Here is a 14,775-nt window from a genome sequence, read left to right as displayed (position 1 = left end):
CACCCCTGTGAGCTGCGGCTCGCAGAGGTGAGCCGACGACCCGCCCAGGGGCTCGGCACCGAAAACCGACGTCTGTGGAGGGGACGCGGTCGGCTCACCAGCTGCCTTCACGGGCCCTTGTCAGCCCTGTTCCGGTGTGAGGCGGGGGTCAAGCCCGTACTGGGCCCGGGCGCCGAGGTGGTCGCGCAGAGTGCTTCCTTCGTAGTCGTGGTGGAACAGGCCACGCTCCTGCAGGATCGGTACCACTTCGTCCACGAAGGCATCGATGCCGTCCTCGGACACATCGGGGGAGAGCCAGAAGCCGTCGGCGGCTCCGGCCTCGAACCACTCCTGCATGTGATCGGCGACCTCGGAACCGGGACCCGTGATGACGGGGTGGTAGTCGATGACCCCGTGCGCGAGGATGTCACGGATCGTCCAGCCCTCGCGGGCCACCGCGAGGGCACGGTCGGAGCGAGGGTCGAACTGGCTGGGGCGAACCCGGGCCAGTTGGGCAGGCGTGAGTGGCTGGTCGAGTCGGTCGATCTCCAGGGGGATGCCGAGCATTGAGCCGAGGTAGCTCACGCGCTGGGGGAAGTCCTGCTCCATCAGAGCGGCGCGGCGGTCCAGGGCCTCGCGCCGAGTGGGGGCGATGGTGGTCATCACGCCAGGGAAGAACTTCACTTCGTCGGGGTCGCGCCCCGCGGCCGCTGCTGCCGCACGGATTGCCTCGCGCTGCGCCCGGGCGTCGTCGATCGTGAACGTCGCGCCGATGACGCCGCTGGCGTAGCGACCGGCCACGGCGAGTCCGTTCCCACCGCCGCCCGCCTGGAAGATGACGGGCTGCCCCTGCTCGGAGGGCGGAGTCGGTAGCGGCCCCCGAGAGCCGACATGCCTGCCCTGCAGGTTGATCGGCTGAACCTTCTTGGCATCAGCGAACCGGCCCGCGGCCACGTCACCGATGTAGGCGTCGCGCTCCCAACTACCCCACAGAGCTTGGACGAGCTGAACGGTCTCGTGGAGCCGCTCGTACTTCTCCTGCCTCGAAGGCATCTCGCGTCCGTAATTGGCAGCCACGGCCGGGTTGCTGCTCGGGACCGCGTTCCAACCGGCCCGGCCGTGGCTGATGACGTCCAGTGCCTTGAACTGGCGGGCCAGGTTGTAAGGCTCGTTGAAGGTGGTGGAGCCGGTGGCCACGAACCCGATGCGCTCGGTCTCCCTGGCCACGGCGACCAAGGTCAGCAGGGGGTCGAGGCCGAACTTGGGCGGCTCGTCCTCAACATCGACGTCGATGATCTGAAAGTCCGGCATGAACAGGAACTGGAACTTGCCGCGTTCGGCGGCGCGCGCGTGCCGCACCATGGCATCGACATTGGTGTAGCTGGCCGGATCCACCCCCGGGTGGCGCCATGCCCCCGGCTGCGAGCCATAGGGGTTGAAGTGCATGCCGATCAACATCTTCTTGTCGTTCATGAGGATTCCTTTGAAGTCGAGGGATTGGGGGTGGCTCACGCTGCGAGGTGGCGTATCTGGCTGCCGTGGAACACCAAGGGGTCGCCGGCCGGGGCGCGGTCCAGGTCCAGTACCCGGAGCAGGAGCAAGATGTGGTCACCGGCTTCGAGCTCGCTCTCGACGCTCACCCGGAACGTCGCATTGGCGCCCGGCAGCAGGACGCTGCCGTCGTCGCCGGCTTCCCAGTCGATCCCGTTGAAGCGCTCCGAAGCCGGCCGTGACAGCAGGGTGACCTGCGCCGCCTGGTGGTCACCGAGAACGCTGATCCCCCAATGTTCGGCTCGCCGCAAGAGGGGCCACGTGGTGGAGGTGCGCATGATGTTCACCGAAACCAGCGGCGGCTCAAGGGACACAGACGTGAACGAGTTCGCTGTCAGCCCGACCGGCTTGCCGTCGATCAGCGCCGATACGACTGTGATGCCGGTGGGAAATGCGCCCAGTGCCCAGCGCATGGAGTGAGGAGTGGGCTCGGCCATCGCTAGGTCCTCCGTAAGGATCAATAAAATCGGAGACAACCTCCGTTTCATCCCAAGGATACGGAGTTGCTCTCCGTTTTTCAACGCGAGGCGGTTATGGCACCAGCCACAGGCGCCGTCGGCCTGCACGCCGACGTCTGCAACCTGCGACAGACGGCCCGTCTGGGCTCCGGGGCCGGCCCTTGGGGGCCTCGGTGCAGCTGCGGAACGGGCGGTCGTCGCGAGGATGTGCGGGAACTCGCGGCGTACCTGGGTGGGGGAGACCCGGTGCGCCAGGCGTGGTCTCTCGTGGGGGTGGGTTTTGGGCCGGCGCCAACTCCGGGTTTCCCAGCATCACAGGCATGGTTGCCTTGCTGCTCATCGGTGCCCCCGCGTCGGCCGTACTCGTGGTGGCGGTCGGGTACGGCATCGGCAGCAACGTACTTCCCCTGCTGAACGCGGCCACGCGGCCGTACCTCGCCGTGCGCTTGTCCAGAACGGCCCGCATCTTCGGCTCGCTGTTCGACAGCGGCTTGTCGATGACCGGCCTGCCATCCGGCGTCAGGCCGGTTGCGTGGTGTTCGCCCTTGCCGACGTCCAGGCCGAGGAAGACCCGGCCGGCCAAGGTCGGGGCCGTCCAGAAAGTAACTCGGGGCGTGATCGCGCCCTTTCTCACCGGGGTGATCGTCGATGCTGCAGAGTCGCCGGCGAGCGGGTATGCCGCCGCTTTCCAGGTCTTCGGGGCGACTGTGTTGGTGACCGGATCGATTGCGCTGATCACGGTGAACCCTGAACGCGGCGCCCGTCGAATATCGGGAGCGCGGGTGTCCGCCGACGAGCGTAGCGGCCCCAGTCGACCCGCTGGACCCGCCGGCGCCTCACAGCCCGGCGTGTCCAAAGCCCCAGGGGGATCAAAGTTGAGGCGTTCCTCTTTCGAACGCCTCGGCCGCTTCTGTCAGTTGGTGGAACTCCTGCGGGACGTCGGCGTCGTCGAGTACCCACAGGTCGGAGTCGCCGCGGTTGCCGCTGAGGTGGAACTCTTCGCCGATGAGTTCGCCGGCCTCGTTGAACGGCCACAGAATGCAGTTGCGGTAACGCTTGAGATAGATCCTTGAGGGGTCGGCTTCCGGCACGCCGCGGTCCCTGATGTTCTGGCCGGGCAGGACAGCGGACATGTAGCCGTCGGTCACGACCGTCTCGTCGTCGACGACGATGGTCTCGATGTCGTACTGGAGGACAAGACCGCGCGCGAGCAGGTGACCGGCGTACCACTCCCGTACGGCCTCGCGGCCCTTCGGTCCGATGTCGGCGCCGTTGTGCCAGACCCGGTACTGCGGCTGAGGAACGGGATAGGCGTCCATCAACCTGTCGAGATTGAACTCCACCTCCCCTTCGAGGTGTTCCAGTACCTGTCCCAGCATCTGCTTGTGGCGTGGGTTCCGCAGGCTGTCGTACCGCTCCCGGACCCTCTTCACCATCAGGATCGGATCGAAAGCGAAGTCCTGGGCTTCAGGAATCGACATGTCCACCTCTCGCCGCACGGGATATTGCATGCTATTTTGCGCGCATTGGTGCGGTCAAGGGGTGGCGGACCCCAGGCCGAGGCGCCGGGAGGGCCGACAGGCCAGGCGGAGGTCCTCAGGACTTCTGACGCGTCCGTCGGCCCTCCTGAGGTAGGGAGACAATGGACGGGGGAAGCGTCGAACCGAGCATGTCCTGGAGCGTTGTTCGCGACCGCCCCCGGTGATCATCCATAAGCCGGACGAGCTTCTCGGCATCCTGGTCTTCGATGGCTGTGATCATCTTGTCGTGATCTGTGGCGACGCGGCGGCGCCGCTCGGGGTTGGAGAGGTGGAGCGTCCGATACGGCTCGGTGACCCGCCATACTCGCAGGATCTCCTGATACATGATCGTGAGGGGCGACCAGGAGAACATCATCAAGTGGAAGGCGCGGTTGCTGCATACGAGGCGGTCGATGGTGGCGTCCTCTGTGGCGGCGCGGCAAGCCTCGTTCGCTTCCTTCAGGGCGGCCATTTGTTCGGCGTTCGGCCAGTTCAAGGAGCGCAACACCTCCGTCTCCAGGAATGAGCGGATCGAGTAGTACTGCAGCAGATCTGCCCCGCTGAGTTTCGCGACCTCGTAGCCGGCATTGGGGGTGCGAACGAGGACTCCGTCGGTCGCCATCGCCCGCAACGCTTCGCGCAGTGGTGTGCGGCTGACTTGCAGGCGCTCGGAAATGGTGCGCTGATCGACGCGCTGACCGGGCGACAGCTCTCCCGTGCGGATGAGCGTGTAGAGGGCGTCGAGAAGTGGGTCCACGTCGGACCGCTTGCTCGTCGTCACAGTCGATCTCCGAATCGCTGAATGGTATGCAACAGTGTCGCCATTGTTGTGAGTCGCAAAGTGTACAACCATCGCGACTCCCCTCGGAGCCAGCTGGCCGTACCGAAACGTGTCCTCGGCTGGGAACTGGGACGCGAGACCGCCGACCCTTTGCCGCCCTTGCTTCACCTCTTCCCTTCGCTGGTTGGCATGCTAAAGTGCATGCACGAAGTTGAGTCAGGACGAGTTCCAAACCAGTCTGGTGTTGACGCGTCCTGGTGTGGCCGACTTCGCGGCGATCGCCTGCGACACGACGACCCTGGAGCCGCGCGAGCCCGACGACCCCGTCGTCAGGGCCTATGCGCCCCAGCATTCATGGGAGCAGATGGTGACCAACACGTTGTCCGAGACCGGCGCTGCACTGAATTCCTTGCCACGAACAGAATTGATCCGGCTCTACCGCTCGATGCGGCTCATCGCGGAGGTGGATTCGCGCATCAACGAGGAGGTCCGCTCGGGGCGGCTGAAAGCGGCGACGTACCCGGTGCGAGGACTCGAAGGGGCGTGCGCCGCGGTGGGCTTGAACCTGCGGTCGACAGACCAACTGGTCTCCACCTACCGGAACCTGGGTGATGCACTGGCCAAGGGCTCGTCCCTGGACGATCTCGTGGCCGAGATCTATGGGCGGCTGACTGGAGCATCAAAGGGCAAGGGCGGGGCTATGCACCTGCAGGACCAGTCGGTCGGATTCGTCACGAGTACCGGCATCGTCGGGTCCGGCATCCCCATCGCGGTCGGCCTTGGTGTCGCAGCGCAACTCGACCGCAGCGACCGAGTCGTCGTCACGACCTTCGGGGACGGTGCGACCTCCATAGGCGCGTTCCACGAGTCCATGAACATGGCGAGCTTGTGGAAACTCCCGGTGCTGTTCGTCTGTCAGAACAATCAGTGGGGGGAGCACACTCCGATCGCCGAGTATGCGGCATCCACCGACCTGGCCGGCCGCGCGGCCGCCTACGGCATGGCGTCAACGCGGGTCGACGGCTTCAATCCCGTCGCTACAGCTGTCGAGGTGCGCGAAGCCGTCGAGCGGGCTCGCCGGGGCGACGGCCCGACCTTCCTCGAGGTGGTCACCTACCGTCTCACCGGGCATTCCGGCGTATCCGACTACTCCTACGTTCCCAAGGAAGCGCTGGCCCGTGCGATGGAGCGCGATCCTGTCCCCACCTTCCGCCGGAGGCTGATCGGAGCGGAGGTGGTGCGGGAGGCCGAACTCGAAGCGATCGACAAGGAGATCGCCGCCGACGTCGACGCCTCGTTCACCAAAGCCCTTGACGAGCCCTTCCCGCCGCTCACCGAGCGGTTCACCGATGTTTTCGCCGACGAGAAGGTGGTGCAGGGACTGTGACGATTATGGCTGACCAGCAAGTCACTCGGATGACCATGGCCGTTGCGCTCAATTCCGCGCTGGACCTGGCCATGGCGGAGGACGACAAGGTGATGGTCATCGGGGAGGACGTAGCCGATCCCGCCGGTGGTGTCCTCAAGGTCACGAAGGGCCTCTCCACGAAGTACGGAGCGGACCGGGTCCGGGCCACCCCGATCTCGGAACAAGCCATTGTCGGTGCCGCGATCGGAGCCGCACTGGGCGGTTACCGGCCAGTGGCCGAGGTCATGTACATGGACTTTATCGCCGTGTGCATGGACCAGATCGTCAACCACGCGGCCAAGCTCCGCTACATGTCCGGGGGTGCCTCAACTGTCCCGCTCACGATCCGGACGTGCATCGGCATGCAACGGTTCGGGGCCCAGCACACCCAGTCGCTCGAGGCGTGGTTCATGCACATCCCGGGCATCAAGGTCGTCATGCCGTCGACGCCGATCGAGGCCAAGGGCCTGCTGGCTTCGTGCATCGCCGATGACGATCCGTGTCTTTTCGTCGAGAACTTCAGCATGGCCTTCAGCCAGAAGGAAGCTGTCCCGGTCGGGGCGTTCCGTATACCCCTCGGCGAAGCGGCGGTCAAGCGTGCCGGCAGCGACGCCACCGTGATCACGTATGGGGCTGCCGTCCATACGGCCCTCGAGGCCGCCGAGCAGGCCGCGGCGGCCGGTATTTCGCTCGAGGTCATCGACCTGCGCACGCTCGTGCCGCTCGACTGGGACACCGTTCTCCAGTCCGTTGGCCGGACCCGCCGAGCGATCGTGCTGCACGACGCCACGTCATTCAGCGGCCCAGGCGCGGAGATTGCCGCCAGGATCACGGAGGAATTGTTCGGGGACCTTCTGGCGCCGGTCAAGCGGCTGGGGGCGGCGTATGCACCGGCCCCGTACGCCCCGTCCGGGCTGCCCTTCCTGCCTACGTCCGCAGACGTAGTCGAAGCGGCGACGCGGTTGGTGGGCTGACCTGCCACTGGCGATCTGTTCACGAGGGAGCGGTGGTCGCCAGGCCCTCTGTCAGCCTTGGGTGAGGCGTCCCGTTCTGCGGGGCTGGGCCACTGAGGCTGACAGTAATGCCTGTCTGAACAGTCATCGTGCCGACGAAGGACACCCGCGCCAAATGGGAGGCAGTTCGATGGAACACCGAAGAAGCGCCGACAGCTCGCCATCGAGAAAGCCGAACAACGTGCGCCGGGTGCTGGTCAGGTGCGACCGCGCCGAGGACGCCCGAGCCCATCTCGCTGCCCGGCGTGGGGCGGATCGACCTCAACGGCGCGATCCGCGCCGTCATCGCCTACGTGTGCGACACCGATCCCGAGGCCAACCATGCTTGAGGCCGACGGACTACTCCTCGTCGTCCCAGTCGCGGTAGCCGTTTTCGATCAGTGCGCGCAGACGGTCGACGGACTCGCCGGTGGCGCCCGTGCCCTTGATCCAGGCCACGGAACAAGCGGCGAGGAACAGGTCGTACCCCAGGACCGATGGGTGAACGTGTCCAGCGCGCTGAGCGGCGCGCACGTGCTCGCTCGTGGTGGCGATGAGGATGTCGCAGGGAACGGTGAGCGGGTTGTCCGGTGCCTCGGCTCGGGCCGCCGCCATAAGCGGTTCGGGTAGTCCGCTGAAGGCGCTGAAGTAGTCCTCCATGGCCCGCAGCCACTGTCGCAGCGCCTCGGCGGCGTCGCCGAGCTGCGCGATATCCGCCTGGCGGGCCACGAGTTCCTCGGAGCGTGTCTGTAGTACTGCCGCCAGCAGCGCTTCCCGGGTGGGGAAGTGCCGATACAGCGTGCCCGGGCCCACGCCCGCCTCCTTGGCTACGGCCTCCAGAGACGCGTTGACCCCGGATTCCAGGAAGTGATGCTGTGCTGCCGTCAATAGGGCGGCCCGGTTACGTTGCACGTCCGCGCGAGGCTTACGCCCCTGTCGTTCGCCGACACTCATGCGCCCTCTCCTCGCCCGAATCTGTGCCCGTACTGAAACGGAGCCTTGGTCTGTACCTCGCCGAGGATAAAACGGAGGCTGCGTCCGGTCAACCGGGTATCCGTCTCGGTGGCGTCTCCCCTTGCCGGCGACGGGCCCCTCGGAGTGGCCCGATCGGTTCGCGCTGAAGCGGCCTGTTGGGTGTTGTCCTCGCCGACGTCCCCCGCATGAGCAATGCGGAGTGCGCCCCCGAGTCGTTCGACAGGTGAACGGAAGTGCCGTCCGTTTTTCCTTTGCTTCGCTTGGAGGAGTGGTGATGTGCCGCCCGCAGACGCTTCTGGGCATTCAGTTCACCAGTGGCTACTGAAGCGCTCCGGGATCGGTGGAGGAGCCTCCATCAGACGTGGAGAGCGATTCATACATAGCGCGGGACTCGCCAACGATGTACGGCTCATCGTGGTGGCCGAACAGCCCGCCGCGCTCGACCCTTGATCCAGATCAGGCTGCCGTGATCGTCGGTGAGTGCGAGGAGCGACAGGGCCGTGGCTCCTTGAAATCACACTCTGGTCGGTTCTCGCCCTGGCGGCATGTCGGCGGAGTCGGTGCGTACCTCCTCACCCCTGGGGCGTCGGATGACTCCTTTCGTCGGAGACCACCTCGATCATCAGAGCGTGGATCGTATCCGCGATGTGCCTCGCAGTGTCCGACATCTGCAGCTTGGAGGACCAGATGAGCCCCCAGTCGAGGGGTAGGTTGCGAAATTCGGAATTCGGAACTGCGACGAGTCCGAGGTCGCGCCGGATCGCCGGGAGCGCCATGCTGCTGATCAGGACGAAATCTGTAACGAGAGCGAGTCGGGCAAGAAGGTCGTAATTGTCCATCTCGATCACGGGGCCGTGCACCGCAAGCCCTGAGAAAAGGCGTTCGGTGTCGAACTCGCGGATGAATGTGCCCGCAGCGAGCGGGAATGAGGGCGGCGGTTCATCGATGGGGCCCCTCGTGAGCGGATGCCCTTCGCGGACGAGTAGGCCGAGTGTGCCTCCCGGGACCCTGGATGTCTCGAATTCGTGGGCCGCGGCGAAGTGATCGGACCCGCCGGGGATGCCCCCCGTGAAGAATTCGATCTGTCCGCTGCGCAGGAGGCGCCGGAGTTCGCTGTCCGTTTCGACCGTGATCTGGTAGCGAAATCCGAGGATCTGGAGCGCCGGGAGGAGGCGCGGCAGGAAGAGTGCAGCCGCCACCGAGCCCATTCCGAAGCGCACATGACGATCTCCGCTCCCTGCGAGCAATTTGAGCGCCTCGGCGTCCGCTGCGTTGCGGCTCAGCACTCCCTCGGCCATCCGTACGAATTCCACGCCTTTCTCGGTCAGGCGAGCACCGAACCTGCCCCGCTCGAAGATCTGGATCCCGAAGTCCCGTTCAACGGCCTGCACGCTCCGCGTGAGTGCGGACTGTGAAAGCGGGATGGCGGTGGCGGCGGCGTTGTAGCTGCCCTCGCGAGCCACCGCCACCACGTGGCTGAGCCGGTCCAGATCGATCACGGTCGCTCTCCTTCGCCATCTGGCACCGAAGTCAATCATGCGTCACACGCATGAAACACGTCAACACTTGCATTGGACACAACGACGTGAGGCCCTGTCTCATCGAAGTCACGGAAATACCGGACCGACCTCACTCGGACGATCTAGGTGATGCGGCGGGCTGACCCTGCGCTCGCGCCGCACAGTCGGCACCGCCGCCCCGAGCGGTAAGTGGCGCAATTAGGCGCCGGACCGACGTAGGAAGGACTTACCAGCATGACGAAGCGGGCCAGAGCGACGTTCGAAGAGATCATCAGCGCCGGTCGCGCGCCGGTCGGCGCCTTTGTGATGTCGACGGATCCCAACACGACGATGATCTACGGCCGCGCCGGATACGACTGGATACTCATCGACCGCGAGCACGGGATCATGGACGAGGTCGCCATGCGTGCGCATCTGCTCGCCGCCGACGCGACGGGCCTCGTCCCCATCGTGCGGGTGCTCCACAACAGCCCTCCGCTGATCCAGCAGGCGCTCGACGCGGGCGCCCAGGGCATTCTGGTCCCGAAGATCGGGTCGGCCGAAGACGCGGCGCGAGCCGTCGCGGCGACCCGCTACGAGTCGGGCGGCCGGGGGATGTGCCCGGTGGTCCCTCCCGCGGGCTTTTCGGGGAACGGCTGGAACGAGTACGCCTCGGACCTGAACAGCAACGTCATCCTGATGCCGCTGATCGAGACGCGGGCCGGTGTGGACAACATCGACGAGATCTGCTCCGTCGAAGGCGTCGACCACATCTTCTTCGGACTCGCCGACCTCTCCCAGGACATGGGCATCGACATGCTGGACGACGCGGACACGCTCATCAGTGTGTGGGAGAAGGTCGCGGCCGCGGCGCACCGGCACGGGGTACGCGCGGGCGCGCCCCTGGGATACGGGTTCGACGACCTGGCCGACTTCGGGAGCCTCGACAGCGACCTGGGGTCGCTGCGCTCCGCAGCGGATCTGGCGTTGACGCGCTGGCGGGAGCGTCCCCAGCGCGACTGATCGGTCACCTACGACCCGATGGCCCCGATCACCCGATGGCCCCCGAGCTCCCTTTCCCCGGGGGCGCGGGAAACGGCGGCCGGCGAGATCGATGCCGTCCCGGACACCGCAGGCCGACGCAGCACAGAACCAAGGCGATCGATCGACCCCGACGAAACGAAGAAGGAAAGAACATGAACGACCGCGACGGCGCCGAGCAGATCGAGGGGTATTTCAAGTCCCTCTCCAACTGGGGACGTTGGGGAGACGACGACCGTCTGGGCACGCTGAACCTCATCACCCCGGCCGTGCGCCGCGAAGCCGCCGCGTCCGTGCGACGCGGTGAGGCGGTGTCGCTGGCCCGGGACCTGGACCCCCAGAACCCGGATCCGCTCCACTCCAGCGTCACGCATCTGAAGCGGCGATCGATGGTCGGCGAGGTGGAGCACATGCTCGGGCGTCGCGCGCGATGGGACGCGGTGGCCGAGAGCATCGAGATCAGTCCGCACGGCGGAAACGCGCACCTCGACGGCCTGGGGCATTACAGCTGGGACGGAAAGCAGTACAACGGCTTCTCCATCGCGGATTCGAACGGTGAGGTGGGTTCGAAGTACCTCGACGTCCGGCACGCGGGTGACGGGATCGTGACGCGGGGCGTGCTCCTCGACATCGCGGGACTGTTCGGCGTCGAGTTCGTCGAGCGGGGCTACGCCATCACCCCGGACGACCTTCTCGCCGCGGAGAAGAGGCAGGGAGTGCGTGTGCGCTCGGGGGACGCCCTGCTGATCCACAGTGGCAATGCCGCAGCGATCGTGAAGCACGGCCCGCTCTATTCGACCGAGGAAAAGGGTGTGCTCGACGGCGTCCAGGCCGGACTCGACGCCGCATGCCTGCCGTTCCTCCATGAGCGGGACATATCGGTGATGGGCGCGGACGGTACGCACGACGTGCAGCCGCCCCGACTCGAGGATTTCGATTTCGCGCGGCCGATCCACTCGGTGTCCCTCGTGGGAATGGGGCTTTGGCTGATGGACAACCTGAATCTCACCGGACTCGCCGAGGCGTGCACGAAGACGCAGCAGTGGGACTTCCTGTTCACGGCGCTTCCGTGGCGATTCGCCGGTTCCACCTCGAGCCCGCTCAACCCCGTCGCCGTCCTCTAGTCGCAGTCCTCCAGAAAGAAGCAGCACGATGTCTGATTCGGATCAGTTCTCCGTTGCGCGTGACACGGATCGCGCGGAGATCCAGCATCGTATTCATCAGTTCTGCCGGGCAGTCGACCGAATGGAGCTCGGCGAACTGAACGAGGTGTTCCATCCGGACGCCTATGACGATCACGGCGTGTTCAAAGGCACCCCCGCCGGCTTCATCGAGTGGGCGCGGAAGCGACACGTCACGATCGCGTTCTCGAGTCATCACGTGAGCAACATCTACATCGAGTTCGCGTCGGAGAACGAGGCGTTCGCCGAGACGTACCTGATGATCTGGCAGAGCGTGACCCCGAGTTCCAGCATCATGGCGAATTCCTCGGACGACGAATCCTCGTTCGAGATGATCTCGAGCAACCGGTACGTCGACCGTTTCACCCGCCGGGACGGCCGCTGGCGGATCCAGACGCGGACGGTCGTTCCCGGTTCCGCGATGCGGGTGAGCGACGACGCGGCCCCCAAGCTCGCCGACGGCTTCGTCCGCTACACGAGGGATGAGCACGACGTGGCCGAACAGCTCCGCCTCGAACTCGGAGTGAAGAAATGACCGGAGCCGAAAAGATCGAAGCGAGGCACTGACATGGGATCTTCTGCGACCGCACTGGTGCAGACCGGCCCCTCGGCCGTCGAGTTCCAGGAGTTCCCGCTGCCCACTCTCGAAGCCGGCGCGGCACTGCTGCGCATCGAGGCGAACGGGATCTGCGCGAGCGACATCGACGCGTACGAGGGCCATGGCGGGGGCATGGACCCGTCGGACATGAAGCAGTATCCCCGGATCAACGGGCACGAGATCGTGGGCGTCATCGAAGACCTCGGCCCGCTGACTCCGGACCGTGCGGGACTCAAGGTCGGAGACAGGATCGCGGTGAACCCGTGGCTGGCGTGCGGGTCGTGTCCGGGGTGCCGCCGCGGCGATCCGCAGTTCTGCGTCGGGATGGAATTCAGCCCCAGCTGCTACGGATTCATACCGACCTATGTCTCCTCGGGCCTGTGGGGCGGGTACTCCACCCACGCCTACATTCACCCGCGCACCATCCTGTATCCGTTCCCCGAGGAAATCGATCCCCTGGACGCCGCCCTCTGGAACCCACTCGCCAACGGTATCCAGTGGGCCGTGCGGGACGCCGGCGTCGGGCTCGGCAGCCGGGTCGCGATCCTGGGCTCCGGCCAGCGCGGCCTGGCCTGCGTCGCCGCCGCGAAGGCCGCCGGCGCGGGTCTGGTCGTGACGACGGGGCTGAGCCGCGACCGCCACAAGCTGGACATGGCCCTTCGGCTGGGCGCCGATGCCGCCTTCGACGTCGAGACGAGCGACTTCGTGCCGGAGGCCCGCGCACTCACCGGCGGAGAGGGGTTCGACGTCGTGGTCGACACCTCGCCCGGTGCGGAGCAGCCGGTGATCGACGGCCTCAACATCCTTCGTACCGGTGGCACGTTCGCCTCAGCGGGGATCAAGCACCACGACCTCGAGTGCTTCCCGCTGGACCTGGTCACGACGCGCGGGATCCGGATCATCGGGGTGCTCGGCGCGAGCCATGAGGCGTTGAAGATGGCGGCGGACCTCATCATCTCCAAGTCCCTCCCGGTCGGGGAGCTGCGGACCCACGTGTTCGGCTTCGACCAGTTCGCCCACGCACTCGAGGTGCTGAAGGGGAACGTCCCGGGAGAGAAGTCCATCAACGTGGTGGTCACCCCCACCTTCACCGACGCGACGTCGAGCATCGACTAGCACCCGTACCCCCTGAGACGGACGGGATACATCACCTAGGAAGGCCGTAACCATGACGACGGACTGGACGACCGTTGACAACAACCTGCTCAACCCGGCCTGGTACCAGAGCCGCGAGTACCACGCTGTCTTCAAGGCCCTGCGCGACGAGGACCCGGTCCACCTGGCCAAGGACGAGCGCTTCGGCCGCGACTACTGGGTGCTGAGCCGTTACGACGACGTCAAGGACTACCTGCTCGACCACGGCCGGTTCAGCAGCCGCTGGCAGACCCGGCCGCCGCGCACCCCGAAGAGGTTCACGCCGGAGGAGCGTCACGCGATGGGTCTGGACGTCGGCGTCGCCTTCAACGACCCGCCGATCCACACCATGTACCGCCGGCCGATCAACAAGCACTTCAGCGTGCCGGCGATCAAGCGGATGGGTGAGGACATCGACGGCATCGTCGACGGCATCATCGCCAACGTGGCCTCCCGGGGGGAAGCCGACCTGGTGGAGGACATCTGCGCCGAGCTGCCCGTGCGGGTGATCCTCAACATGCTCGGTGTGCCCGAGGAGGACTGGCCGGAGCTGCGCGAGGCGTCCTGGCAGTGGCTGGCAGGGGCGGATCCGCGATGGGTCATCGACAACGACCCGGTCAAGACCTCGAACCACGGCTTCACGCGCCTCGTGGACTACTGTACGGACCTGGCCATCGAGCGCCGTAAGAACCCCACCGACGACTTCGCCACCATCATCGGCAACCTCGAGGTCGACGGCGACAAGCTCAGCATCCACGAGATGAAGCACTGGTTCGTCACGATCATCGGCGGCGGTCTGGAGACGACCCGCAACGCCGCGGCGGTCGCGATCTGGCAGTTCATGGAGAACCCCGACCAGCGTCAACTGCTGCTCGGCGACCCGACTCTGACCGCGAGCGCCGTGGAGGAGTCCCTGCGGTGGGCGAGCCCCACGAAGAACCGTCTGCGCATCGCCACCGAGGACATGGACCTGGGCGGCAAGCGGATCCGCACCGGCGACTGGGTCATCGGCCTCCTCGCCTCGGCGAACAAGGACGAGCGGGTCTTCGCCGATCCGCATCGCTTCGACATCACCCGCACTCCCAACGAACATCTCGGGTTGGGCATGGGCATCCACATGTGCCTGGGCCGGAGCCTGGCCCGCCTGGAGCTGGCGACCCTGTTCCCCAAGCTGCTGCGGGCCTTCCCCGATCTGCAGCGGACCGAGCAGGGCGAGCCGGTCTGGATCGCCGACGGGACCGTGACGGGCTTCACGCGGATGCCCGTGCGGTTCACGCCCGTACACGACCTGGACCTGGTGCCGGCGCACACCTGACCGGAAGGAACATCGCGATGCCCAAGATTCAGTTCAAGACCAGCAGCGGCGACCTGCACACCGTCGATGCCAACGAGGGCGAATCCCTCATGCAGGCCGCCGTGCGAGGCGGGGTGCCGGGAATTCTCGGGGAGTGCGGTGGCGAGCTGTCGTGCGCCACATGTCACGTGTACATCGCCGACGACCTGGCGACGCGTTTCCCCCCAGCCTCGGCCGACGAGCAGGACCTGCTCGAGATGGCCGACGACTGCCGCCCCGAGAGCCGCCTCGGCTGCCAGCTGAGGGTGTCGGAGTCGGTCGACGGACTCGTGGCGGAAGTCGCCCGGTCCTGATGTGTGAAGGA

The 14,775-nt window shown here is 66.2% G+C and carries 15 protein-coding genes and 1 pseudogene; 9 read left to right on the top strand and 7 right to left on the bottom strand.

What is annotated here, in order from left to right; all coding sequences use genetic code 11:
- Positions 1-120: 120 nt before the first annotated feature.
- The 5 genes and pseudogenes from ACIQ7D_RS29900 to ACIQ7D_RS29880 all read right to left on the bottom strand — a co-directional run bounded on the left by ACIQ7D_RS29900 (position 121) and on the right by ACIQ7D_RS29880 (position 4,289).
- Positions 121-1,452, bottom strand: coding sequence for an NtaA/DmoA family FMN-dependent monooxygenase (locus ACIQ7D_RS29900; protein WP_403942850.1), 1,332 nt, complete (start codon positions 1,450-1,452; stop codon positions 121-123).
- A gap of 35 nt (positions 1,453-1,487) precedes the next feature.
- Entirely contained in the window at positions 1,488-1,967 is a 480-nt protein-coding gene (locus ACIQ7D_RS29895; protein WP_403942847.1) for a flavin reductase family protein, read from the bottom strand.
- Between the two features lie 442 nt (positions 1,968-2,409).
- Positions 2,410-2,571: pseudogene (locus ACIQ7D_RS29890) on the bottom strand (transposase); the annotation flags it as partial.
- 286 nt (positions 2,572-2,857) lie between these two features.
- Positions 2,858-3,469 carry a nuclear transport factor 2 family protein gene (locus ACIQ7D_RS29885; RefSeq protein ID WP_403942845.1) on the bottom strand — a complete coding sequence of 204 codons (612 nt, stop codon included), beginning with the start codon at positions 3,467-3,469 and terminating at the stop codon, positions 2,858-2,860.
- A 115-nt stretch (positions 3,470-3,584) separates the two neighbouring features.
- A complete protein-coding gene (locus tag ACIQ7D_RS29880; RefSeq protein ID WP_403942843.1) occupies positions 3,585-4,289 on the bottom strand; it encodes a GntR family transcriptional regulator in 705 nt (234 codons plus the stop codon).
- Positions 4,290-4,548: 259 nt separating this feature from the next.
- On the opposite strand from ACIQ7D_RS29880, the gene ACIQ7D_RS29875 reads away from it, so the two are divergent.
- From ACIQ7D_RS29875 to ACIQ7D_RS29865, 3 genes are all read left to right on the top strand, one after another.
- Positions 4,549-5,676 carry a thiamine pyrophosphate-dependent dehydrogenase E1 component subunit alpha gene (locus tag ACIQ7D_RS29875; RefSeq protein WP_403942840.1) on the top strand — a complete coding sequence of 376 codons (1,128 nt, stop codon included), beginning with the start codon at positions 4,549-4,551 and terminating at the stop codon, positions 5,674-5,676.
- Positions 5,677-5,705: 29 nt separating this feature from the next.
- Entirely contained in the window at positions 5,706-6,671 is a 966-nt protein-coding gene (locus ACIQ7D_RS29870; protein WP_403942838.1) for an alpha-ketoacid dehydrogenase subunit beta, read from the top strand.
- Positions 6,672-6,799: 128 nt separating this feature from the next.
- Entirely contained in the window at positions 6,800-7,039 is a 240-nt protein-coding gene (locus ACIQ7D_RS29865; protein WP_403942835.1) for a hypothetical protein, read from the top strand.
- Positions 7,040-7,049: 10 nt separating this feature from the next.
- Here ACIQ7D_RS29865 and ACIQ7D_RS29860 read toward each other — a convergent pair whose 3' ends face one another.
- On the bottom strand, positions 7,050-7,643 hold the full coding sequence (locus tag ACIQ7D_RS29860) for a TetR/AcrR family transcriptional regulator (RefSeq protein ID WP_403942833.1): 594 nt from the start codon (positions 7,641-7,643) through the stop codon (positions 7,050-7,052).
- 593 nt (positions 7,644-8,236) lie between these two features.
- On the bottom strand, positions 8,237-9,163 hold the full coding sequence (locus ACIQ7D_RS29855; RefSeq protein WP_403942830.1) for a LysR family transcriptional regulator: 927 nt from the start codon (positions 9,161-9,163) through the stop codon (positions 8,237-8,239).
- A gap of 255 nt (positions 9,164-9,418) precedes the next feature.
- Between ACIQ7D_RS29855 and ACIQ7D_RS29850 the strand changes: the two genes are divergently transcribed.
- The 6 genes from ACIQ7D_RS29850 to ACIQ7D_RS29825 all read left to right on the top strand — a co-directional run bounded on the left by ACIQ7D_RS29850 (position 9,419) and on the right by ACIQ7D_RS29825 (position 14,764).
- Positions 9,419-10,186: an HpcH/HpaI aldolase/citrate lyase family protein gene (locus ACIQ7D_RS29850; RefSeq protein WP_403942828.1), complete on the top strand. Its 768-nt coding sequence runs from the start codon at positions 9,419-9,421 to the stop codon at positions 10,184-10,186.
- Between the two features lie 173 nt (positions 10,187-10,359).
- Positions 10,360-11,328: a cyclase family protein gene (locus tag ACIQ7D_RS29845; RefSeq protein WP_403942825.1), complete on the top strand. Its 969-nt coding sequence runs from the start codon at positions 10,360-10,362 to the stop codon at positions 11,326-11,328.
- 28 nt (positions 11,329-11,356) lie between these two features.
- Entirely contained in the window at positions 11,357-11,920 is a 564-nt protein-coding gene (locus ACIQ7D_RS29840) for a nuclear transport factor 2 family protein (RefSeq protein WP_403942822.1), read from the top strand.
- 33 nt (positions 11,921-11,953) lie between these two features.
- Complete coding sequence (locus tag ACIQ7D_RS29835; protein WP_403942819.1) at positions 11,954-13,099, top strand: zinc-binding dehydrogenase; 1,146 nt, start codon at positions 11,954-11,956, stop codon at positions 13,097-13,099.
- 52 nt (positions 13,100-13,151) lie between these two features.
- Complete coding sequence (locus tag ACIQ7D_RS29830) at positions 13,152-14,432, top strand: cytochrome P450 (protein ID WP_403942817.1); 1,281 nt, start codon at positions 13,152-13,154, stop codon at positions 14,430-14,432.
- Positions 14,433-14,449: 17 nt separating this feature from the next.
- Complete coding sequence (locus ACIQ7D_RS29825; protein WP_403942814.1) at positions 14,450-14,764, top strand: 2Fe-2S iron-sulfur cluster-binding protein; 315 nt, start codon at positions 14,450-14,452, stop codon at positions 14,762-14,764.
- Positions 14,765-14,775 lie beyond the last annotated feature (11 nt).

This window comes from Streptomyces sp. NPDC096310 (assembly GCF_044763125.1).
Taxonomy (GTDB): Bacteria; Actinomycetota; Actinomycetes; order Streptomycetales; family Streptomycetaceae; genus Streptomyces.
This window is presented reverse-complemented; position numbering and strand designations above follow the sequence as displayed.